General features: G+C 51.3%; 27 protein-coding genes. 15 read left to right on the top strand and 12 right to left on the bottom strand.

Translation table 11 applies throughout. From position 1 onward, the window contains the following. The first annotated feature begins 310 nt into the window (after positions 1–310). Together AC2CF9_RS06835 and AC2CF9_RS06830 are read left to right on the top strand one after the other, a co-directional pair. The gene (locus AC2CF9_RS06835) at positions 311–538 is read left to right on the top strand and encodes a YgdI/YgdR family lipoprotein (protein ID WP_175540442.1); all 228 of its coding nucleotides are present in this window, start codon (positions 311–313) and stop codon (positions 536–538) included. A gap of 22 nt (positions 539–560) precedes the next feature. Further along, positions 561–791, top strand: coding sequence for a YgdI/YgdR family lipoprotein (locus tag AC2CF9_RS06830; protein ID WP_040113814.1), 231 nt, complete (start codon positions 561–563; stop codon positions 789–791). Positions 792–860: 69 nt separating this feature from the next. Here the strand turns inward: AC2CF9_RS06830 and budC are convergent, their stop codons facing one another. After that, complete coding sequence (budC, locus tag AC2CF9_RS06825; RefSeq protein WP_484556586.1) at positions 861–1,610, bottom strand: meso-2,3-butanediol dehydrogenase; 750 nt, start codon at positions 1,608–1,610, stop codon at positions 861–863. 1,053 nt (positions 1,611–2,663) lie between these two features. On the opposite strand from budC, the gene AC2CF9_RS06820 reads away from it, so the two are divergent. From AC2CF9_RS06820 to ycgZ, 4 genes are all read left to right on the top strand, one after another. Further along, on the top strand, positions 2,664–2,924 hold the full coding sequence (locus AC2CF9_RS06820; RefSeq protein ID WP_484556585.1) for a hypothetical protein: 261 nt from the start codon (positions 2,664–2,666) through the stop codon (positions 2,922–2,924). A 261-nt stretch (positions 2,925–3,185) separates the two neighbouring features. Further along, positions 3,186–3,809, top strand: coding sequence for a hypothetical protein (locus AC2CF9_RS06815; RefSeq protein ID WP_484556584.1), 624 nt, complete (start codon positions 3,186–3,188; stop codon positions 3,807–3,809). Positions 3,810–4,307: 498 nt separating this feature from the next. Continuing rightward, entirely contained in the window at positions 4,308–4,616 is a 309-nt protein-coding gene (locus AC2CF9_RS06810; protein WP_190314911.1) for a hypothetical protein, read from the top strand. A 228-nt stretch (positions 4,617–4,844) separates the two neighbouring features. Beyond that, on the top strand, positions 4,845–5,087 hold the full coding sequence (gene ycgZ, locus AC2CF9_RS06805) for a regulatory protein YcgZ (RefSeq protein WP_484556583.1): 243 nt from the start codon (positions 4,845–4,847) through the stop codon (positions 5,085–5,087). 17 nt (positions 5,088–5,104) lie between these two features. On the opposite strand, the gene AC2CF9_RS06800 is transcribed toward ycgZ, so the two are convergent. The 7 genes from AC2CF9_RS06800 to AC2CF9_RS06770 all read right to left on the bottom strand — a co-directional run bounded on the left by AC2CF9_RS06800 (position 5,105) and on the right by AC2CF9_RS06770 (position 11,716). Next, positions 5,105–5,302 (bottom strand): hypothetical protein, encoded by a 198-nt coding sequence (locus tag AC2CF9_RS06800; protein ID WP_150016724.1) that lies wholly within the window; start codon positions 5,300–5,302, stop codon positions 5,105–5,107. Positions 5,303–5,404: 102 nt separating this feature from the next. Then, a complete protein-coding gene (locus AC2CF9_RS06795; RefSeq protein WP_150016725.1) occupies positions 5,405–5,668 on the bottom strand; it encodes a hypothetical protein in 264 nt (87 codons plus the stop codon). A 243-nt stretch (positions 5,669–5,911) separates the two neighbouring features. After that, positions 5,912–7,066, bottom strand: a complete 1,155-nt coding sequence (locus AC2CF9_RS06790; RefSeq protein WP_150016726.1) for a diguanylate phosphodiesterase — start codon at positions 7,064–7,066, stop codon at positions 5,912–5,914. Between the two features lie 307 nt (positions 7,067–7,373). Next, entirely contained in the window at positions 7,374–9,302 is a 1,929-nt protein-coding gene (locus AC2CF9_RS06785) for a methyl-accepting chemotaxis protein (protein WP_484556582.1), read from the bottom strand. Positions 9,303–9,729: 427 nt separating this feature from the next. Continuing rightward, the gene (hchA, locus tag AC2CF9_RS06780) at positions 9,730–10,578 is read right to left on the bottom strand and encodes a glyoxalase III HchA (protein ID WP_150016728.1); all 849 of its coding nucleotides are present in this window, start codon (positions 10,576–10,578) and stop codon (positions 9,730–9,732) included. A gap of 121 nt (positions 10,579–10,699) precedes the next feature. Further along, the gene (locus AC2CF9_RS06775) at positions 10,700–10,960 is read right to left on the bottom strand and encodes a hypothetical protein (protein ID WP_150016729.1); all 261 of its coding nucleotides are present in this window, start codon (positions 10,958–10,960) and stop codon (positions 10,700–10,702) included. A gap of 78 nt (positions 10,961–11,038) precedes the next feature. After that, a complete protein-coding gene (locus tag AC2CF9_RS06770; protein ID WP_484556581.1) occupies positions 11,039–11,716 on the bottom strand; it encodes an SOS response-associated peptidase family protein in 678 nt (225 codons plus the stop codon). 163 nt (positions 11,717–11,879) lie between these two features. Here AC2CF9_RS06770 and AC2CF9_RS06765 point away from each other — a divergent pair, with 163 nt between their 5' ends. Then, positions 11,880–12,368 carry a MarR family winged helix-turn-helix transcriptional regulator gene (locus tag AC2CF9_RS06765; protein ID WP_150016730.1) on the top strand — a complete coding sequence of 163 codons (489 nt, stop codon included), beginning with the start codon at positions 11,880–11,882 and terminating at the stop codon, positions 12,366–12,368. A 94-nt stretch (positions 12,369–12,462) separates the two neighbouring features. Beyond that, positions 12,463–12,663 carry a hypothetical protein gene (locus tag AC2CF9_RS06760; RefSeq protein WP_150016731.1) on the top strand — a complete coding sequence of 67 codons (201 nt, stop codon included), beginning with the start codon at positions 12,463–12,465 and terminating at the stop codon, positions 12,661–12,663. A 28-nt stretch (positions 12,664–12,691) separates the two neighbouring features. Here the strand turns inward: AC2CF9_RS06760 and AC2CF9_RS06755 are convergent, their stop codons facing one another. Next, complete coding sequence (locus AC2CF9_RS06755; RefSeq protein ID WP_104085747.1) at positions 12,692–12,928, bottom strand: hypothetical protein; 237 nt, start codon at positions 12,926–12,928, stop codon at positions 12,692–12,694. A 349-nt stretch (positions 12,929–13,277) separates the two neighbouring features. On the opposite strand from AC2CF9_RS06755, the gene AC2CF9_RS06750 reads away from it, so the two are divergent. Both AC2CF9_RS06750 and map read left to right on the top strand, forming a co-directional pair. Next, positions 13,278–13,523 (top strand): ParD-like family protein, encoded by a 246-nt coding sequence (locus tag AC2CF9_RS06750; RefSeq protein WP_484556580.1) that lies wholly within the window; start codon positions 13,278–13,280, stop codon positions 13,521–13,523. Continuing rightward, the gene (gene map / locus AC2CF9_RS06745) at positions 13,520–14,302 is read left to right on the top strand and encodes a type I methionyl aminopeptidase (RefSeq protein WP_370513329.1); all 783 of its coding nucleotides are present in this window, start codon (positions 13,520–13,522) and stop codon (positions 14,300–14,302) included. The genes AC2CF9_RS06750 and map overlap by 4 nt, the downstream gene beginning before the upstream one ends. On the opposite strand, the gene AC2CF9_RS06740 is transcribed toward map, so the two are convergent. Then, positions 14,299–15,213: a LysR family transcriptional regulator gene (locus AC2CF9_RS06740; RefSeq protein ID WP_484556579.1), complete on the bottom strand. Its 915-nt coding sequence runs from the start codon at positions 15,211–15,213 to the stop codon at positions 14,299–14,301. The genes map and AC2CF9_RS06740 overlap by 4 nt on opposite strands. A gap of 133 nt (positions 15,214–15,346) precedes the next feature. Here AC2CF9_RS06740 and hpxD point away from each other — a divergent pair, with 133 nt between their 5' ends. The 4 genes from hpxD (at position 15,347) to AC2CF9_RS06720 (ending at position 18,775) form a co-directional block, all read left to right on the top strand. Then, positions 15,347–16,378 carry a molybdenum cofactor-independent xanthine hydroxylase subunit HpxD gene (gene hpxD, locus AC2CF9_RS06735; RefSeq protein ID WP_190314913.1) on the top strand — a complete coding sequence of 344 codons (1,032 nt, stop codon included), beginning with the start codon at positions 15,347–15,349 and terminating at the stop codon, positions 16,376–16,378. Positions 16,379–16,387: 9 nt separating this feature from the next. Further along, a complete protein-coding gene (locus AC2CF9_RS06730; protein WP_484556578.1) occupies positions 16,388–17,356 on the top strand; it encodes a PDR/VanB family oxidoreductase in 969 nt (322 codons plus the stop codon). Positions 17,357–17,789: 433 nt separating this feature from the next. After that, positions 17,790–17,993 (top strand): con-10 family general stress protein, encoded by a 204-nt coding sequence (locus AC2CF9_RS06725; protein ID WP_150017188.1) that lies wholly within the window; start codon positions 17,790–17,792, stop codon positions 17,991–17,993. A gap of 515 nt (positions 17,994–18,508) precedes the next feature. Continuing rightward, positions 18,509–18,775 carry a DksA/TraR family C4-type zinc finger protein gene (locus AC2CF9_RS06720; protein WP_040113772.1) on the top strand — a complete coding sequence of 89 codons (267 nt, stop codon included), beginning with the start codon at positions 18,509–18,511 and terminating at the stop codon, positions 18,773–18,775. Between the two features lie 21 nt (positions 18,776–18,796). Here the strand turns inward: AC2CF9_RS06720 and AC2CF9_RS06715 are convergent, their stop codons facing one another. Together AC2CF9_RS06715 and AC2CF9_RS06710 are read right to left on the bottom strand one after the other, a co-directional pair. Then, positions 18,797–19,852: a diguanylate cyclase gene (locus AC2CF9_RS06715; RefSeq protein ID WP_150016737.1), complete on the bottom strand. Its 1,056-nt coding sequence runs from the start codon at positions 19,850–19,852 to the stop codon at positions 18,797–18,799. A gap of 343 nt (positions 19,853–20,195) precedes the next feature. Beyond that, positions 20,196–21,245 (bottom strand): NAD(P)-dependent alcohol dehydrogenase, encoded by a 1,050-nt coding sequence (locus AC2CF9_RS06710; protein ID WP_484556577.1) that lies wholly within the window; start codon positions 21,243–21,245, stop codon positions 20,196–20,198. 108 nt (positions 21,246–21,353) lie between these two features. Here AC2CF9_RS06710 and AC2CF9_RS06705 point away from each other — a divergent pair, with 108 nt between their 5' ends. Then, positions 21,354–21,755, top strand: a complete 402-nt coding sequence (locus tag AC2CF9_RS06705) for a winged helix-turn-helix transcriptional regulator (protein WP_150016739.1) — start codon at positions 21,354–21,356, stop codon at positions 21,753–21,755. Positions 21,756–21,759: the final 4 nt, after the last annotated feature.

The following is a 21,759-nucleotide window of genomic DNA, read 5'->3' as shown; positions in this document are numbered from 1 at the left end:
TATTCATTTACTTTATCTGTATCAGCTCGCTGCATACTCGTTTTCCTGCGGGCTATAGAGTGCGCCTCTGTGGTGTGTCCTCTCTTTAACCAAAGATATCTTAACAAACCTGTCCTTTTTTCTGCTGGTGCGCCTGCCTTTATCTGCTTCTCAGGCATCAGACAGATAGCAAAATAGCCTCTCCGGCCTGGCTACACACCTCCTGCTGTTCACCGCATCAATTGCACAAAAAAATCATCAAGGTCAGACCACCACCGAAAATTATGGACTATGCTCCTCTTATAACGTGTCCAGAAAATAGGGAAATATGATGAAAAAAATGGTTGTTGCTGCCGCTGTCCTGACATCTCTTTTAGCCGTAACCGGCTGCTCGTCGAACCAGGCGATTAAAACGACTGATGGCCGCACCATTATTACCAGTGGTAAACCACAGGTAGATAGCGATACCGGGCTGGTATCGTATGAAAACGCGCAAACCGGCAAAACTGAGCAGATCAATCGTGATCAAATCACGAACATGAGTGAACTGAATAACTGATCCATCTATCAAGGAGAGTACAATGAAGAAAGTTATTTTACTTCCAGTGGCAGCAATCATTGCCCTGTCCGCCCTTACCGGCTGCACCCGTACCACCTATGCAATTCATACCAACGATGGTCGTACCATTGTCAGCGACGGTAAGCCGAAAGAAGCGGAATCAGGACTGCTGGGCTATGTTGATGCCAACGGCGTTAAACAGCAGATCAATAAAGCTGATGTGAAAGAAGTGTCTGAGATCCCACGCTCATAGTTTGTGTGACGTCAAAGATAAGCCCGCGCAGTTGCGCGGGCTTTTTTATTGCTATCAGGCCTGTTTTGGCTAGCCGTTTGATGCCGTTAAACCGCCATCAACCGGCAGGTTAGCGCCCGTGATATAGCGGGCATCGTCGCTGGCAATAAAAACAATCGCGCCCGCGATATCATCAGCTTCTCCCGCCCGGCGCAGCGGGATACGATCGTAAAAGCGTGCCAGCAGCTCCTCATCCTGTTTTGCGTTTTCCGTTAAATCGGTAAACGTAAATCCCGGACAGATAGCATTGACCCTGACGCCGTCTGAACCATAATCCATCGCCAGCGCGCGCGTGAAGTTGGTCACAGCGCCTTTGGCCGCGTTATAGACGCTCATCCCCCAGTCGCCGCCAAGTCCGGATACGGAAGAGATGTTGACAACGTTGCCTTTGGTTTTCAGCAGGGCTGGCATAAAGTAGTGCGTGCAGTAATAGACGCCATCCAGATCGGTGCCCATCAGCGTTTTCCAGTCATCAGGCGAGACCTCATGGATCTTGCCCTGAACAATACTGCCCGCATTGTTGACCAGTACATCCGCACGCCCGTAGTGCTGGTTGACCTTTTCACTAAGCTGTTTGACCTGCTCTGCATCTGAGACATCACAGGGAACGACAAGGTGTTTGCCGGCAGGCAGAGCCTCTTTGACTTTCTGCAGCTTCTCTTCAGTTCTTCCCACCAGTACCACTGATGCCCCTTCAGCAGCAAAACGTTGTGCTGACGCAGCGCCGATACCTGAGCCTGCACCAGTAATAACGACAACTTTATCTGCAAACCGTGACATGATTTCTCCTTATCTGATGGAAATGACACTCCTAAGCCTGGCAAGCTCTCGCCAGTCATCAAGCGGAACGTAAGTTTTAGGATGACTCTCAACGGAGCACACGCCGGCAACAGACAACACTATTTGATTCTCATCTACAGAGCCGGAGCGGAATATGAACAGTCAGCAGGCACGCGCCACCCTGTTTTTTTATTAATCATGCCAGTCACGCTTCTCTTAAGGCGCATATTCGTATTGGTTTGCAGCCGGTGGCGCACTTCAGATATGAAAGCAAAAGGTTTACGGTGCTGAGTCTGGTTGAAAATTCATCCGCAGAACAGACGCTGCCTGATAAATAAGATTAAAAAGGGTGATATAAGCAGGTTAGTGAAAATATAAGTAAATTCTTAGAAAACGATTTCATTACAAACTAAAGTTATATTATTCATGTATTTAAATGATTACCATGCTAACTATAAGTTTTATAAGTGTATTTCTTTACTAAGCGAGCCGGAAAAACTGACAAATTTCTCTATCCTTAAAGTGTTCAGTGAGAAATCCAACTAAGCACTGATCTGAGTAACTCCTACCTTGCCTCCTTGCGGAGGCATTTTTTTATCGCTTTCCCGGGCTATTGCTATCCGCTAACGTCTGGTCCGGTTATCCATTTCTGTAAACCGCTTATAACCTGCCTGAATGGCTTACCGCCCTATTTTATGCTGGTCCGATGAGCAACACAGATTTTCATCGGGTTTACAGCTAAAACCGATTTTAAAGTGGTTTGTCATCTATAGTGTATGAGCCAGCCTTTTCTGGCAAACAACACACAGGATGCGTTTTCAGCGAGAGAAATCCTCTTCAACATTTTGTTAGCCCGCCCTGCGCGGGCTTTTTTTTTGCAGCCTTACAGAAGAGTGAATCTGTGAAAGCCCGCAGGATTTTTATTGGCTAAAAAGCGTTCGATCGAAAAATTCTGCTAGCTGATTTGGGAAATTTCAAAATATATCCGGCAAATTCTGCCGTTACGCCTACAGTAAGTGGTGAGGTTATCATGCAATCGTAAAGGAGGTTTGTTTGTCTATTCAACACGACGAGATAGGTCATGTCATTATCGGCGAAGCGGCACTCAGCCTTGCATTGAGCGAAAAAAAAATCAGCGTTCGTTCACTGATTAATGAGCTTGAATCAATGGCCAGTGCGGGTGGCAGCGATGCCCGCCTTATTGAGATCTCAGAGGCCAGAAGCTGGCTGAAAAGTTTCGATAAACCCGAGCACGTTGTTCCGCACGTGCCCTATTTGCAGACACTGACAAGCCTGAACGACGAAAAGAACTGACGCCTATGGACGTAATCCGGCTCCGGCTGGAAGACGACGATAAAGATAACCTTATCGGTTACGCGCAAGCGTTTACCGGCCGGAGAAACTGTCATGGACGACACCTCCGCTCTGCTACCGCGCATCTGGACGAACGCGCAAGATATTATCTCCGGCTACACTTTTTCCTGCTATACCAGCTTATTACTCATTCAGATTGATGATCAAATCCACTCCGGTTTTCAGGGAGGTCTTTTGGAACGTACGACATCGGATAACCACATGCCAATCACTTTACCTGATACGCACTTTAATCAGATTCTGAGTCGTGAAGTGCCAAACCGGGATGATACCAGCGCTTTCCTTGCAGGCGAGACGCGCGTATTTACGCTGCCAGGCTTTATTGTTCCATTTGGCTATGCGCTCTATGTCTGTCCTGAGGATAAACAATACCGGCTGGTTACAGAGGAACCGAGACCTGAAACGGTTTATGCAGTAAGGCTGGAAGAAACAGAGGATTTTACTTCGCCGTTACGCGCCTGCATTCAGATTATGGTCTGGCGCACGCGTCAGCCGCAGCATGAACAGGCAGTGCATGGCCTGGCACGTCGCTTTTTTTGTTATTTCCTGCGTACGCGTTCGATTATTGTTACCGATAGCGCTCAGACCAATGCGGCAAAAGTGATGTGGGAAAGTATGATTGCCTGGGCACTGCGCGATCGCGATCACTATGTCTATATATGGGACGGTACACGTAGCGACAGGCCGCTGATACCGGTTTCTGACTGGCACGCATTTTGTGAACACTGGATCACCTTTTGCTGGGGCAGCCAGCCTGATAGCCATCTGCTGCGCAGAGTGATCATCAGTACCCTTCCCCTCGCGCCTGAAAATCCGGGGCAGTAACCTCTCCCCCTGCATGCGTAAAATTTACTCTGTTGATATAGAGCCAATAAGGTATGCGCGTGCCATGCTTAACACTTAAGAGTGAAAGCAGAGCACGCCAGTCAGAGTTGCAGTTATCAGATTAAATGCAGACCCCGGGCCTGAGTAAACAGCGGGCAATTGTTCTGAAGCGTGGCTTTTGTTAACAGGGTTCAGGTTTGACCTTTGCGGTCTGACTGTGATCATTGGCTATCAGCGCGTTCTGCAGGCGGCGTGCAACGCCTGAAAAGCGCCAGCGTTAAATAACATTCAAATTTTTTAAGATTATTCTGTCTTTAACCGGTTTACACTGCGTGAACAGATGATGTTGCACGCTATCAGTACGTTACAAACCTGTATTTCAGAATCATCAAATTTTTTTTGCACTGGGGCTTAGCTGATTGTTTACAGCGTATTGTAGAAGTATTGCTGCTCATTACACTTTAAAATCATTACAAAACTATGATGAGGAGAGCAGAAGTGTTATTTCATGAAAAGGTAGTAGGTCACGTCATTATTGGCGAAGCGACACTCAATCTGGCACTGGGCGATCGGGATATCAGCGTTGAGGCTCTCATCGCAGAGCTGGGTCGCATGGCGGAGACAGAAGAGAACGATGAACGTCTGGCACAAATTGCCGATGCCAGAAGCTGGCTGAAAAATTTTGTACAGCCTGAGCGAATTCACCAGACTCAGACCGAGTGGCAGGCCCAGGCACAACGTCATGAGCAGGCAGCGTTATCGGCTAAACCGATCCGTTTTACCTCAGGTGACGATGAAGAGAGTTAGCAGAATGTCAGCGCAACCACGTTGTACAGGTCTCAATGCAGAAGCTGTACAAAGAAGAAGTAAAATCTTCACTCAAAAAAATTTTGCTTAACTATCTGATATAAAAGAAAAATAACAGTGAAAAGATCGCAGGCAGTAAATTAACGGCAGAAAAAGCTGTACAATTAAAAGTTAGTTGTATAACTTTACTCCTGTCAGTACAACTTACTTATATAAACGAGGCTAACTATGCGTCAGTATATGGTACAGCATCCATCATCCGCTAGTGACATCGCTAACTACTTTAACAAAGCTTCCACCCTGAGTCAGCAGGAAACGCTGGGACAGCTGGTAGTTGAAATTCTGACCTCAGGCAAAAACCTTAACCGTAAGGCGTTATGCACAAAACTGCTTGGTCGGCTTGAAGCAGCAACCAGCGCCGAAGAAGAGCAGCATTATCAGGCACTGATTGGACTGTTGTTTGATCGTTAATATTGCGTGAGCATCAGCTAGTGCATCTGACGGGCAAGCATAATTACAGCTTTGCGGCAGGCCTCACGAACATCCTGCCCTGTCGCTGTCTCACCCATGTGATGCAGTGCAGTAGTAATCTCGTGCAGAGTCAGATGCTGGTCCGGCTTAAGAAGGCGCGCCACAACCGTTCCAATAACGGCGTAGATATCTTCGGCGGCTGCGTCATTTTTCACATGACCTCCGTCCGTAGGTGGATAAGCATACAGTCTAACAGAAATTGTTCCCGGGAAACAATTTAGCGTCAGACCTCAGAAAAAGTTTGATTTAAATCAATTTTAATGCATTTTGCCGCGTGCAGGCCGCATATCAGATTCAGCCACAGTCGCTTTTTCAGACGCCTTTACCTGCATTTCACGTCTGACTTCATCGATAGCACGTAATCCGGCACGGATGCGGTGCTCATCGGTCTCTTTATCAAGACCAGCGCGCAGACGATCGAGTAAAGCGGTCCATGAAATCGCTGCATTAGCATCAAGTAAGTCAGTAACTGCCTCACCGATTAAAATTTCCGTCATCTTTTCTTCAAATTCTTTTTTCATGATGTGTCCGCCTGCAGGTTCGGGGGCGCAAAGTTTACCACAGAATTTTAGTGTGTAACCCTGTACCGCAGCGAGCCTGAGCGTTTCTCATAAATTTCACATGGTTGACGCATCAGCGCTGCCAGAAAACATCTTTTCTGGATGAAAAAAGAGCAGAACCGGAAAGAGTGTGACAAAAAAATAACCGACCGGCTTGTGATGTGCCGGTCGGTCAGACTGATATTGATACAGAAAGAGTCAGGGTTACATCGCCGCGCGATATTCCGGCCATGACACCGAAGTACCCTGCGGTGTGAAGAGCGAACCCTGAAAATCGATTACGCCTGCCGCCTCAAGCCACATCCACTCTTCCGGCTGTTCAATGCCAGAGGCGATGACGTTAATTTCGAGCGCTGAACAGCATTTGATAATAGCCTGCACGACAGCCTGCTTTGGACCACTGCGATGAACATCGCGAATAATCCCGGAAGCAATGCGCACGCGATCGGGCTGCACGTGAGTCAGCAGTGAAAGCCCGGCAGAGCCGTCCCCGAAGTTATCAATCGACAGGCTGATGCCAGCCTGTTTTAGCTGCTTAACCGCTTCGGTAAAATCATTCAGGCCCGGGATCACTTCCGTTTCGCTGACGCCCAGAATAATCTGTTCCGGCACCAGTCCGGCGTTTTTAATGGCGTCCGTGATGGTGGCAACCGCGTTCGGCACCGCAACCAGCGTCATAGGCAGAATAGTCAGATAGAGCGTCATGCCATCCGGGCAGGCTTTGCCCGCCTTCATCAGTGCCATGCGTACGGCGTTCAGATTAGCAATATACTTATCTTCACCTGCGCTCTCCGGACTATCGGAAATAGCCTCCAGTGCGGTGATCTCACGGCCAAGTGGATCCACAACCGGGCGGAAATGAATGCCGTGCTCTTCCTGAAGCGATCCCGTCATGTCGGGAATAAAATCCCATAGATCGGCAGGCAGCACTTCGAAATAGTTTTCTTTTTCCCGCGATTCAACAAACGTGCGCAGGAACTGCAGGCCCCGGTCATCATAGGTCAGCTGGAAGCGTGAAGTACCGCGATCCAGTACCGCCTGCAGTACGGTTGACTGATCATGTTCGCGCAGGTCAAACAGCTCCATTCCGGAATTACCGAAACGGCGATAAGGGGAGTAGTCACGCATAAGTTCAACCACATTATGATGACGACGGTCAGCACAGATGCGATTGTAGATCGTCAAAACACCCTCTTCAGGTCCCTCAAGGATCTGAAAGAAATGTGTACCGTTAAAGAGCAGAATACCGGTAACCTGGTGCGACGCATTCAGGAGGCTCGCTTTCTCAACCATACCCGGCAAAATTTTCACAGGCACATCCGCAGAGATGTGGCTACGGTAAATGATTGTGGTTAGCATAAATACTCCAGTTTACGTGAGTGTACCTGTCTACTTTATCAGCCGGCGGCAGCTACGTATAACCCTGTCTGAAATAATCTGGCTGAATTACTGTCAATATTAAAGCTACGTTTCCAGTAAAAACCAGCAAAAAGTGCATAAAATCGCCTTTTTTCAGAATCATACAGAAGCGCAGTAAATAAGCGAAACGGGGTTGAATTGTAATCTGATGCAGGCAATTTTTTTGGCAAATTGTGTCGGTTCGCAACGATTCTCTGCCTTTTTACTGTACGAGCAGATGCGGGACGCGCCCGCATCGTCGAAAAGATTACGCCGTGTGGAAAACAGCCACCAGCTGACGCAGACGTGAGGCGCGTTCTGCAAGATCGCCTGCTGAAGAGGCTGACTCTTCAACCAGCGCTGCGTTCTGCTGTGTCACCTGATCCATCTGGTTTACTGCGATATTAATTTGCGAAATCCCGCTGCTCTGCTCCTGAGAGGAGGCAGAGATATCGCGGATAAGCTGCGCTGTCTGCCCGATAGCGTCTACGCTCTGTTTCACTTTGTCACCGGCATTTCTGGCCATGACTATTCCCTCTTCAGCGTGGCTGACCGATTGCGCAATCAGCTCTTTAATCTCTTTGGCAGCAGAAGCGGAACGCTGCGCCAGCGAGCGTACTTCTGCTGCGACGACGGCAAAGCCTTTACCCAATTCCCCTGCCCTGGCTGCCTCTACTGCCGCATTGAGGGCCAGAATGTTTGTCTGGAAAGCAATACTGTCGATAACGCTGGTTATCTCTTCGATTTTCGCCGAGCTGCCCCGGATACGCCCCATAGTGTCCATCACTGACGACATCGCCTGTCCGCTAAGCGATGAAGCCTGCGTTGCCGCTTCTGCCATGGTCGTGGCGTGATGGGTATTTTCAGCATTCTGACTGATAATAGATGCCATCTGCTCCATGCTGGCGGCGGTCTCTGCCAGCGATGCGGCCTGCTCTTCAGTCCGGGCGGAGAGATTTCCATTGCCGTTTGCGATCTCTTCAGAGGATGAAGCGATCGTCAGCGCGCTCTCCTTAATATCTGAGACCAGCTCGGCAAGATGCTGCTGCATATACTGCAATGATTGCAGCAGCTGCCCCATTTCATTGCTGCCGGTGATGTTAACCGGACACGTCAGGTCGCCCGCTGCCACGCGACGGGCAGCATTAACGGCTTCTTCCACGGGACGCGTAATCGAGCGGGATATCATAACGGCAACCCAGACAGCCAGTAACGCCACCGCGAACAGTACGCCCAGCAGGCTATATTGCGCATGACGGCGCGCATCAATCTGCTGGCTCAGCATGACCGACAGCTGATCGGCACTCTGCTTTCCCAGTGTGGAAAATTGATTGATCGCCTCAGTGAATACCCGGACATATTCTGCCGGCGTGACGGTTTTAGTTTTGGATACAAAAACCGTATTGGCCAGCGCCAGTGCATCCTGCGCCTGCTGCACGGCGGTAGTATCCGCACTGGCAAACAGCGCTTTTAACGCTGGTTCAATAGTAAAAACTTTATCCATATTATTGCTGAACTGCTCCAGCGCTACGCTGCCGTTTTGCAGCCGGAAGTCCATCTGGCTGAGCGTTGCCTCTGATGCGCCCGTGCCAGACGCAATCAGTGATGTACCGCTTGCTCTGATCTGCCCGAGGGTTTCTGTTAATAGCGGCAGCCGGTTGAAAATACTGACAATCAGCTGATAAGTATTTAAGTCGCTGTCCAGTGACAAGCCGTAAAAATCCAGGATGTCCTGATTGGCTATTAACAGTGTCTGGATCAGACTGGCGTGCTGGCTGAGACTCTCCTCCAGCGAAAGCTGTTTATTACCCAACTCTGCCTGCAGTTTTTTCCACTCGCCGTCAGCTTTATTTAAACGCGCCAGCGGTTGCGCAGCTTCCGCGTTATCGCCCAGTACAGCTACTACACCGCTATAGAGCGTATCGACCTCCTCTGCCAGCGCCACACGTGACGCACGCGCTGGATCGTCACCCGCAATAGCAATAGCGCTTTCTGCCCGATGGCGCTGTACCAGGTTAATCAGTGACAGCATCTTCTTTTCAACCGGTATGCCGGTAAGCTCAAGCTTTTTAGCATCAATGGCCTGGTTCCCGCTTTGAATAAACAGGCAGGTTGGAAATATAAACAGCCCGAGAGCAAATAAGCCCAGAAAAATAAATTTCGCTGGCAAATTAATCTTGTTAAGTATCTTTTTCATGCAATATTCCTGGTGAGCCTTAAGTGAGCAATTCTGAATAGAAATTATTCTTATTAAACGGTGCAATCTGTTCGTCCGTGAGAAAGCCACTCCGCACTCGGGCCTGTCAGTTATTACAGGCACGGTCAAAGTGAAAAAAATTATAGATTGATCAGGGTTATTTTACAGGAAGTGAATTGACGATATATTCTTGCGTAACCGCCAAAGCCAAATAGATAAAAATCATTTAATAACAATCACATACCAAAAAAAGCGTGCATGTAAAAAACACATCGCTCCGTTATCTATCGGAAAAACTTATATCAGAATAAAACGTTAAAGTTTTAACCAGATTCGCCGATAAGCATATTATTTTTATAAAAAATCAAAGCTGGTAAATATCAGCCCTGACAAAGATGCTTGTCAGGGCCGGGAAAAATCAGACGCTTTAACCGTAAGCTTTCAGCAACGTTTCTGCAGCAAGTTTGCCTAACGCATTTGCAGCGTAAGGGCTGTCGCCCGTTATAACATTGCGATCGCGATGTACCGTGCCTTTAATATCTTCATTGATAATATGAAGACCCATTGCGCGCAGCTTCTCACCGAAGTACCAGGTAAGATGGCCTGGCATATACCCCATGTCCGGCGTCTGCTTATCAATGGCATCAGGGAAAGCGCAGATTTCATAGCCAGCCAGCGGATGACCGGACCCGGCCAGTGAAAGAAATGCCGCCGGGCCGTGACAGAGTGAGATCAGATAGCGGTCGTTTTCCAGCGTCCAGCGAAGCAATGTTGCCACCTCTTTACTCTCCGGTAAGCCGATCAGTGCGCCATGCCCGCCAGGAATAAACACCGCCGCGTAGTCGCTATGAGGAGAGAGGGACGCTAATACATCTGTCAGCCTGAGCGGAGAGCGGAAGGCTGACTGATAGCGCTGATAGAATTGTATTACCGTTTCATCCTGTCCGGGCATGGCCCAGTGTTCAAACTTTGCCATCTGACCAGAGAGCGTTGCAATGTCGATACCGAAGCCCGCCTGATGCAGGTGATACATCGGCAGCAGCGTTTCCACCGGATGATTGCCGGTTGAAAACAGCGTATCGTTATCCAGCGGCAGATAGCGTTCATCAGCACAAAGGACCAGAATTTTTTTGCTTCCGTCGCCGGGCGCCGGATAGTCAGCGTCCTTCAGATCGGATAGAGGAGTGGTAAACCGATCGAGCGAGTAATCGGAGGGGAAAAATGCGTCTGCCTCGGCACGATCGGCAACGGGTTTCCTGCTGAGTTCGTTCGTCATTTGTGCTTCCTCTGTAAGTAAATACAGAAAAAAGCGTAGGTGAAAAACCGGCCTGGCTCACTGAGCCAATTCTGAATGCCGCTGCGCCTGTTATGTCGCAGGTAACATCCGCGCACACAACTTATTGCCTCACAGCGGCAGACACTTCCTCAACTAATACCAGCGGACACCGCCTCACGCGGCAGGCCTGTGAGTAGGCCAGCGCGCAGACTGCGCACAGATCGCGTACGTCAGATTCATACTCATACTCCATATAGTACCGAAAGCGGCTGGTGTGAGTAGCAGTACGCCAGAAACGCTGCGGCTCCAGCAGTTCATCAAGTTGCCTGAAAGTCAGGGCTGACGGGTTGTGATACCCGACTCTAACGCGATAAGTTGTCATGCTCCGATTATTAAATGGCATAACCCTGTCTGCAACCGGACACCGGTTTTCATTTCAATAGATAAAATGTATCAGCCGCTACTTTTCCGGCTCGATCTCTTCAATTAACTCAGCATCCTGCTGACGAACGCTGCCTACCCGCGTGGTCACCGCATGCCAGCAGAATGCCTCTTCCGGCTCAGCAGCTTCATGAGCAATTTCCTGCGCGCGACGCGCAGAAGTGCTGCTGCTCAGCCATTCATGAACACCTTCTGCGGTCAGAACCAGCGGGCGGCGATCGTGGATATCGACCATGCCTTTATTACTGGCAGCGGTCACAATGACAAAGCCTTCATGCCCCTGGACATGATTAAACGGCGCCCTGCCGATGGCAGCAAAAAATAGCGGCGTCTTACGCTGGTGATAAATGAAAAACGGCTGTTTTCTCCCCTTCTCTCTTTTCCACTCGAACCAGCCATCAGCCGGCACTATCGCCCGGCCCTCTTCCCAGAGAGGCTTAAACATCCGGCCGCTTGCCGCGGTTTCGCTGCGGGCATTAATCAAAGGCTGTTTATGCCACCACTCTGGCCCATATCCCCAGTAGACCGGATCCAGCTGCAGCGACTCTTCGCGCTCGCTGAGCAGTAATACCCGGGTACCAGGCGCAACGTTGTATCGCCCGATAGGCAACGGATCGTACTGGATTTCGTCCGGCGCAATACCCAGCGCCATAAAATAGTCATCTCTGCTGCTGTACTGCGCGAATCGTCCACACATATCGGACTCCGGCTGTAAGCATAGGCCAGTTTGCCAGACCCGCGACGACGATGGCGTTTGTGCCAGGTTACATTGACATCAATTTAATTTGATTCAATACTTGTGGCTGCCCGGACGCAGCGTGCGTTTTCCCTGCCGGCCAGCTCACTAAAATGGATTGTGAATGTGTACTGATATAAATGATCAAAGCGGTAAGCATGATGGTGCGCTTTCTGATGCGCCGGTTACCGTCGACCAGTTTCTCTGTTTTGCGCTCTACTCTGCATCGCTGGCGATGACCAAGCTCTATCAGTCCAGACTTAAACCGCTTGGGCTTACCTATCCTCAGTATCTGGTTTTACTGGCGCTGTGGGAAAAAGATGAGGTGACAGTATCGGAGGTTGGCGCGCGCGTGCGGCTGGACTCCGGCACGCTCAGCCAGTTACTGAAGAGACTTGAAGCGGCCGGTCTTATTGTGCGCAAACGTGATGCGGGTGGAGACGAACGCCGGGTACGCATTTTTCTGACGCATCAAGGGCTGCAGCTTAAAAGCAAAGCCGCCGGTGTGCCCGCCGATATGATATCGGTGATGGATACCCCCTATGAAGAGTTGCACGACCTTACCCTAAGGGTGACAGCCCTGCGGGAGAAGCTGCATCGGGCACTGCCCTGAGCGTAAATAAGACGCGTTCTGCTCAGGTATTAATCTGTGCAGAGTATGCAAGCGGCAGCCATGAATATCAGAGCAATATGCAGAGGGATAGAGCGTGAAACTCAGCGTTTTGGATAACAACAGTGCTATTCATGCCGTCATCGGACGCGCCGTTTCGTTTTTACGTAAATCCGGGCAGCCTTTGAGTACGGATAACATTCTGACGCGGCTGCGGCAGCAGGAAGGAGAGGCGCAGGATGGAATGAAAGCGATCTACGCGAGCGCTGCGCGCGCCCTGACAGCTAAAAAGCAATAAGTTACGTCGGAGCGGCACGCCTCAACGTTTAGTGCAAAGTCTGTTCATTTGATGCCACGTTGATCGCCGGGTGCTCTGCCCCCTGAATTTCCCGGATGGCAAAAAACAGTGAACGGGTTTTAGCTGCGCTCTTCTCTGCTGCCAGCATCTCCTGCAGTTTGCTGAGCAAAGCATCATAAGACACGGGCAACTCCTCATTGAACAGGGCCATGACCGCCTCGCCTATTACTATGTCTACCCATTCACTATCATCTGCTTTGTTCATATTTGCGATCGCCGGGTCAGTTTACATCTGGAGAAAAGCCTTTCAATACCGCTAAAAAGATACTACAAAATTTATGTCCATTCAGAAACAATCCGTCAGTAACATCGGACCAGAGCCTTCCCCTCTCTCTAACCACATGAATAATAATACGTTAACCTGATACTTGAAATTTTCTACTGCATATATGAGAGGCTCGCTTCAGGGTAAAGAGTAAACAACTATCGGGCCTGATGTGCGTTTTACCGCTGCCTTAACGGCTGCGGCTCTGTTGCATTCGCTGCGGGCACCTTGTTTCTTTCTTTATCGCGGGTAGTATATGTTTCATATACACAACATATAAGGCACAGCCATGGGCATTGTGAAAATTTCCAATCTGATGCACGAAAATCTGCGTATCGCCAGCGGCGCATTGAGCCGTTCAGTCAACGCACAGGCGGAGCACTGGATGAAAATGGGCATGCTGGCGGAACTCTATCCTGACAAAAACCACCAGGCGCTGGTCCGGCTGCTGATGCGCATAGAGCGCGACGGGGGCAGCGAGCTGGCCGCACTCTTAAACCATCCTCTCTTTCTGACTCAGGAGCAGGTATCGTGAATATCACGCTCCATAATGCCGCTGAAATTGAACAGGCGCGCGCCGCGGGTCAGGCCGCTGCTGCCGTACTGGCGATGATAGGACCTTATGTAAAGCCGGGTATCAGCACCGACGAACTGGATCGTCTCTGTCACGATTATATTGTTGATGTTTTAAACATCACGCCGGCGAATATTGGCTATCACGGCTATACCCGCACGGTCTGCACGTCAGTTAATCATGTAGTCTGCCACGGTATCCCCGGCCCGAAGCGACTGAAAGAGGGCGATATCATTAATATTGATGTCGCGGTCATCAAAGAGGGCTGGTATGGCGATACCAGTCGCATGTACTTTGTGGGCCAGCCTTCGGTTCGTGCCAGACGACTGGTGGATATCACATACGATGCCATGGTAGCGGGTATCAACGTGGTTAAACCCGGCGCCACGCTGGGCGACATCGGTGCAGCCATCCAGCGGGTAGCTGAAGGCGCAGGGTTCTCGGTTGTGCGCGAGTATTGCGGTCATGGCACCGGACGGATCTATCATGATGAACCACAGGTGCTTCATTATGGTACGCCCGGTAAAGGCCTGGCGCTGGAGCCCGGCATGATCTTTACTATTGAGCCCATGATCAACGCCGGGAAAGCAGCAACCAGCGTATTGAGTGATGGCTGGACGGTAGTGACCAAAGATCGCTCCCTCTCCGCGCAATGGGAGCATACCGTTGCCGTTACGGATAACGGCTTTGATCTTCTCACACCCTGGCCGGATGGCACCGGCAGCTACTCTCCGGTTTAGCGCGAAGTGACGCTCATTGCGTCAATCACCTCTGTCATCTGCTGAATCAGCATCTGCGCCGCGCGCGAAAGCTGCCGCGACGGCGCAGTGCATAATGCCAGCGTCAGGGGGCGCATAACGCTGTGCCGGAGCGGCACGAAGCTTAACTCACCCTGTTCAACCTCGGTCATCACATCCAGCAGGCTCAGCACACAGATACCGCTGTTCTGCGCCACCAGCGTGTGAATTAGCCGTATATCATTACAGCCGATGACATTTTCAGGCTGGAATCCCTGCCGGTGATAGAGCGCAGCGACGCGTTCATGAACAACCAGTGAGTCGCCCGGCAGAATATGCCGCTCGTGACTCAGTTCACTGAGCGAGACAGCGTCACGGGTGCTGAGCGGATGCTGATTGTTCATCACCACGCCCATTTCCAGTTCGGCAAAAGCCAGTACATTAAGGCCGCTTTGCCCATCCGGGTCGAGGATCAGACCAAAATCGATTTCAGACTGCCGGATAAGCTGGCTGATGCGCTGGCTGTTATCAACGGTAAGCGTCAGATTCAGCCAGAGATGCGTCTGCGCCATTGCCGCTATCCGTTCAGCTATCCGGCCCCGGGTCAGAGACTGCACCATTCCCAGAGTGACATTGCCGCGTTTTAGCCCCTGGATGTCATCGAACCGCTGACGTGTAACGCGAAATTCGCGCTGCCAGCGCGTGAGATCGCTGTAGAGCAGTTCCCCGGCGGTGGTCATACGCAGGCCCTCAGGGAGACGCTCAAACAGTGGCGTATTAAAGGCGGCCTCTGCCTGCAAAATTTGCCGGTTAATCGCGGAGGCCGACACGTGCAGCTTTTCTGCCGCTTTGCGCAGGCTGCCGCTGCGGGCGACTTCGGTAAAGTAGAGAGCGAAACGGGAAAATGGGCTCATCGTGCACCTGTACACTTTTTTGCAACAGCTGACTGTAATCTTAGCGATGGATCGTAACACAGAAGCGTAATAACAATGTCCTGACAAACATTATGTTTATCACGCTCTGTGAACTGATTATCAGGAGATAACTATGTCCGGTCCGACACCGCCCGCCCATTGCACTTTTGATCCCGAGGACTGGCTGCGCCTTGCGCGCCACTGGCATCCTGTTGCGCGCAGCGGCGATATCAGCAGCGCGCCGGTGAAGGCGACCCTGCTGGATGAGCAGCTGGTGCTCTACCGGATTAAGGGGGACGTTGTGGCCGCACGTGATATCTGTCCACATCGTGGCGTACCGCTGACGCTGGGTTTCCATGATGATGAGGGCATTATCTGTCCCTATCACGGCCTGCGTTTTGGGGAAAACGGCCGGTGTAACCGTATTCCGTCGAGTCCGGACCAGCCGGTGCCTGCCAAACTGCATCTGACCTCTTATGCCGTGGCGGAACGTTTTGGGCTGATCTGGGTTTGTCTGGCACCCGACAGTGAACAGCCTGCAAAACTGCCGACGATGCCGCACTGGGATGACAGCGGGTTTCAGCAAATCAACTGCCCTGGATTCGATGTCGCAGGTTTTGCCGGCCGGCAGGTAGAGGGCTTTCTGGACGTCGCGCATTTTGCCTGGGTGCATACGGATACCTTTGCCGATCCGGCTAACCAGCTGGTGCCGGCGTATAACCCGGTTGAAACCGACTACGGTTTTAGCGTGGACTACTGGAGTTCCGTCAGCAATTTTGCTGCCGGCAGCCCGCAGCAGGCGCCCGACGGCTTTGAGTGGCTGCGACGCTTTGAAATGCATCTGCCCTTTACGGCCACGCTGACCATTTTCTTCCCTGGCGACGCCCGCCTGACGATCATGAATGCGGCCTCTCCGGTTTCAGCCCGCCAGACGCGCATGTTTGCGCCTATCGCACGCAACTTTGATCTGCACATTCCTCCGGAAGAGGTGCACGCCTTTAACCTGCGCGTTTTTGAAGAGGATCGACTGATGGTGGAGACCCAGCGCCCTGAACGTCTGCCGCTGGATCTGACGCTGGAGGCGCATATTCCGGCCGATCGCAGTTCGGTGGCGTACCGGCGCGGACTGAAACGTATGGGCTTTGGTGAATTTTTTCTGGTGTAAGGGGCGGCAATGAACGAACTGATTAATGTGGTGACCGACGGCATCTGGCGTCAGGGTCGCCGTAACCTGAGCGTCAGGCTGATGGCAACAGACGGGCAATTGCTGCCCCCATGGCAGGCAGGTGCGCACATTGATGTGCATCTGCAGCCCGGAATGATCCGGCAATATTCACTGACCGGAGCGGAAAACAGACGAGACTGCTACGAAATTTGCGTGGCGCTGGAGGCTGAATCACGCGGGGGGTCGCGCCACATACATGAAACGCTGCGCCCGGGCATGCAGCTTGCTATTTCTCCACCACGTAACCTTTTCCCGCTGGTCACTGCCAGTAAAGTTATCCTGCTGGCCGCCGGCATCGGCATTACTCCGCTTTCTGTGATGGCGCAGGCGCTTGAAGCGGCGGGCCAGGCGTTTGAACTGCACTATTATCTCAGCGAGCGGGGCGATGAGGCGTTTGCAGCACTTCTGAACCAGAGTTTTGCGCACGGCGTTTGTCATATCTGGTACAGCAGTGAGGGTGTCAGCGCCCGCACTCATCAGCCTGAGGGTATCGCTCGCTATCAGCCCGGCGCACATATCTATCTCTGTGGTCCGCTGCCTTTTATGTCCCATCTGCAGCTTCAGGCTGAAACCTGCGGCTGGCCTCCTGAAGCGATTCATACAGAAGCATTTAAAGCCGCTGCACCGCAGCAGGTAACTGAGCAAGGCGCAGCGTTCACCATAACCCTGGCGCGCTCGGGCAGAAGCTGGCTGGTTCCGCCGGATCGTTCCATTGCAGCCGTGCTGACTGAACAGGGTGTGGAGGTTGCGCTGTCGTGTGAAATGGGTATGTGCGGAGCCTGTCTGACGCCTGTTACTGAAGGCCAGCCGGACCATCGCGATACGGTTCAGTCTGACAAAGAAAAAGCGGCGCCCTCCCAGTGTATTGCCCTCTGCTGCTCCCGCAGCCATACCGCCAGCCTGACCATCGATCTCTGAACAGCAGGCTGCTGACCCGGCCAGCAGCCTGGCCTCTCCTGCCCCGATAAACACGCCTGCTATAACCCATCATTTTCTGACTACTGTTAGTCCTGGCTTATGTTCCGGTCCTCAATACTCTGCCACGAAAAAATAAACGAAGCGCAAATGAATGCCTGCACTCTTTTATTGCATGACGTAATGCTGCGCCCGGCTAATTGTCACAACTTTTCATCAAACCTTTTCAGGACGCAAAGAACGCTTTCCTTTATCAAAGTAAAATGCTAACTATTCACCTGCGTAAGATTAAGATAACCGAATCGCTTAAAATCGATTCTTACTTAAACAAACGACCCGTCGTAAATTAAAAGTCAGGATAAATTCTGTCTTGAACATGGTAAAAACAGCGCTACATTTATTTTTGCCACAAGTCAGCATGAACAGAGAGGAAAAAATGCAGGATTCCAGCAATAACCCGGAAGAAGCTGAAAAAACTAAACCACGCCGCGGTGGTGCAGGTAACTTTGCTGCTAACAAAGAGCGCGCTGCCGAAGCAGGCCGCAAGGGCGGCCAGGTCAGTGGAGGCAACTTCAAAAACGATCCTGAACGGGCTATTGAAGCGGGCAGAAAAGGAGGAAAGATCAGCCGTCGTAAGTAAACTTATACAGAATCCGATATCTCTGCACTTCATTTAATTCCTAAGATAACACTCTCCTGACATCGTTTACGCTTCGCTTACGCGAAAGAATCGACCTGTCAGGAGAGTTATTTTTTCATTCGGAGAAGAATTTTCGATTAAAACTTGATCGATACCCTTTCCTTACCGCTTCGCTTTATTAACAAAACAAGCGATCTATATTTTCTGGCTGATTTATAATTGGCTTTTTTATTAACCAGCAATATGACTGGATATATTTGTACAACGCACAACCCTTTGTACACTTTTATTAAAAATATAAATCCATATTACAACGCATTTAAAATAAGAAACGCCCTAACTCTATATTTATTAAAGAAAAATTGCATTGATGATGCATCTTATCGTTGCCTGCGCAAATGGCAGGCATTTCGTCTGAGGAGGCAGCAATGAGGGATGACTGCAACCGCACGCAAAGTGCGACGCGTGCATCACCGCTGACTATAGTTAATGTTCAGCAATGATAAGGGGGCTTTATGGCGGGTGGCTGGTCGGAAGATGGCGCAGTCCAGAAACAGATTGATGCGACGGTTGATGATGCTATCGCCCGGGCGCGAAGTCATCTTAAGCAGGGTGACAGTGCACGTTTCTGCGATGAGTGTGGAGAACCTATACCCGAAGCGCGTCGCGCGGCACTGCCCGGCGTACGCTACTGTATCCAGTGTCAGTCTGAACTGGATAAGAAAGAAGCCAGCAGTAGCGGTTATAATCGCCGGGGCAGTAAAGATAGCCAGCTGCGTTAGCCTGGCGCGGAATCGTGTTAATCAGCTCCAGAGCAGAACGTCGTTACGCCCTGCCCGCTTTACCTGATAGAGGGCCTCATCCGCATGGCGCAGCCAGTCGCGCAGAGAATCGGCGCTGCTTGCCGGCGCGATACCGATGCTAACCGTGCAGTGAAAATCAGGCGCGGCAGGCAAAGCGACCTGCGCGATTTTTTCACGCAATCGCCTGGCGAGGGCCACCACGGTTTCATCACTGGCATGGTGAACAATAACGCTCAGCTCATCCCCTCCCAGACGCGCAGGTATATCCTGAATACCGACATAATTGCGCAGCAGAGCGGAAATTTCTGCCAGCAGAAAGTCTCCGGCTTCATGCCCCCAGGTGTCATTGACGGCCTTGAAATGGTCCAGATCCAGCAGCAGCAGATAGCCGTTACTGTCACCGCGCCGCGTACTCAAAAACTCACTCTCCAGCCGTCGTTCAAAGAGCCGCCGGTTAGGGATCTGCAGGCCCGGGTCCATCAGGGCTACGCGCTCCAGCTCGCGATTACGCTTGCGCAGCTGCCAGGTCAGGTTGTAGGAAGCGATACTCAGCGCCAGCATGTAACAGCTGGCGAGCGGCAGCGTCAGCCACACCGTCTGCGTCGTAAATGTACTCTCTAATCGTGCGCCATCGAGTATCCACACCGACAGGAAAGCCACTATGAACGCTTTAACGGCGGAGATGAGCAGCGTACTGCCTCCTGCCGCATAGCGATCTGAGGCCAGTACGGCCATGATAATCACAGAGGGCACCGGAGTAAGCGACATCAGCGCCACCCAGATCCCGCCAAAAGCGGCATCAAGCGTGAGGTTGTTACGTTCAGCGCTGGTCGGGTCTTCAGCGCGCAGTGCACGCTGACAGGCAAGCCACGGCCAGAAAAAGGCATTAACGAACAGCAAGCCGCTGTAAAACAGCTCACGCTGCATATCGAGCAGCACGGAAAGGATTGGGAAGAAACAGAGCACAGTACCGAGCTGACGCATAAAAAACATGCGCCGGACGAAACGTCTCGATCGTTTTTTCAGATGATCATCATCGGGGGTGTAATAGTTCATTCTAAGATAAATCTGATCAACAGGAACCGCAGTTTATCGGGAAAAAGGCGCAGACAGCGAATTATTTTGACGTCTTTACTTTAACGATTGAAGTTACCGTGCTTATGTAATTGTGCTGGTATACAACTGCTGTTTTTACTACCATCCTTTTAATGAAAAAATAATGTTATTTATCAAACAGATAAACCGGATAAATCTGACAGCCTGAAATAAAAACTGCATTATTCAGACTGCCAGTAAAGCCCGGCTTAAGAGATTATTTTATTTAGATGGCACTGTTTAACATGTCACCTGAAGAGTCTCTGTTGGCGATTTCAGGCTGAAATCGCTGCTAATCATAGACTTACCATTGAGTCGCTTGCATGTCGATGACAAAGCGATAGTGCACATCGCCGCGCAGCATACGCTCAAATGCCTGTTCTATGCCATCCCCGGTGATGGTTTCAATATCCGCCACAATATTATGCTGGCCGCAGAAATCGAGCATCTCCTGCGTTTCCTGTATGCTGCCGATTGAAGAGCCAGTAATGCTCAGCCTGCGGAAAACCATTGGCGTAATATCCGGCGAGGTATGTGGCCGATCCGGAATACCTACCAGTACCATACGTCCGTTGGTTTTCAGCGTAGCCAGGTAGGGATTAAGGTCATGCGGAGCTGCCACGCAGTTGATGATAATATCCAGCGAGCTCTGGCAGGCTGCCATCTCCTCCGCGTTGCGTGATACCACTACCCGACTGGCCCCCAGGCGCAGTGCATCGTCGCGCTTGGCGGCAGAGGTGGTAAACAGAGTGACCTCTGCTCCCATTGCGCTGGCCAGCTTAACCGCCATGTGTCCAAGCCCGCCCAGCCCAACCACGCCTACACGGTCGCCTGCTTTGACATTAAAATGGCGTAATGGCGACCAGACCGTAACCCCGGCGCAGAGAAGCGGTGCTACCCCGGCTGGTGGCAGATTTTGCGGAACGGCGACCACAAAGTGCTCATCGACGATGACGCTCTCAGCGTATCCTCCCCAGGTGGTGCCGCCGGTATACTTGTCGGTCCCATTATAGGTTGCGGTAAAACCCGCTTCACAATATTGCTCTTCATGCTGCTGACAGAAATGGCAGGTCCGGCAGGAATCCACCATCACGCCCACGCCAACCAGATCGCCCGGCCTGAATTTGCTGACTTCACTGCCCGCCTCCGTTACCCGGCCAACAATCTCATGTCCCGGTACCAGCGGATAGCGGCTGACGCCCCATTCATTACGCGCCATGTGCAGATCAGAATGGCAGACGCCACAATAGAGGATCTCAATTTTGACATCCTGATTTTGCAGCGGGCGCAGAGCGACGCTATCAGACGTCAGGGGTGCGGTTGCATTATGTGCAACCAGTGCATTGATTTTCATGGTGCCTCCGGCAAAGATGGCTTAATAAGCTGAGAGGCGGCAGACTATAGTGAATGCGAAAAAAAATTAACAGTAGGCACCAAACGGTGACCTTATAAGGAGTCAGGCATGCCAGCCTGGGAAGAGGGTAAACTGGTCTTTTATGCGGACTCACCTCCGCGCAGACTGCTGGAGCTGTTTTCTGTTAAATGGAGCACAATGGTGCTGCATGCGCTTTATCACTGGCCAGATCACTGTGCCAGAACCGGCGAACTGCAGCGCAGCCTGCAGGGCATATCGAAAAAAATGCTGTTTCAGACGCTAAAAGCGCTGGAACAGCGCGGCCTGGTTGAACGACGGGAATATGACGTTACGCCCGCTAAAGTCGATTACCGGCTCACCCCGCTGGGAATGACATTTGCCCGACCGGTGGAGGAGATGTATACGTGGGGGCTTGAGAACCAGGCCGCGCTGGATAGTATGGAGGCCAATCTGCACGCTGCCCGGCTTAAAGCTGAGTCAGAGGAGTAACAGA

Source organism: Pantoea sp. SYBGC1, from assembly GCF_057197005.1.
The sequence above is the reverse complement of the archived record's forward strand: the minus strand, read 5'-3'. Positions and strand labels throughout refer to the sequence as shown.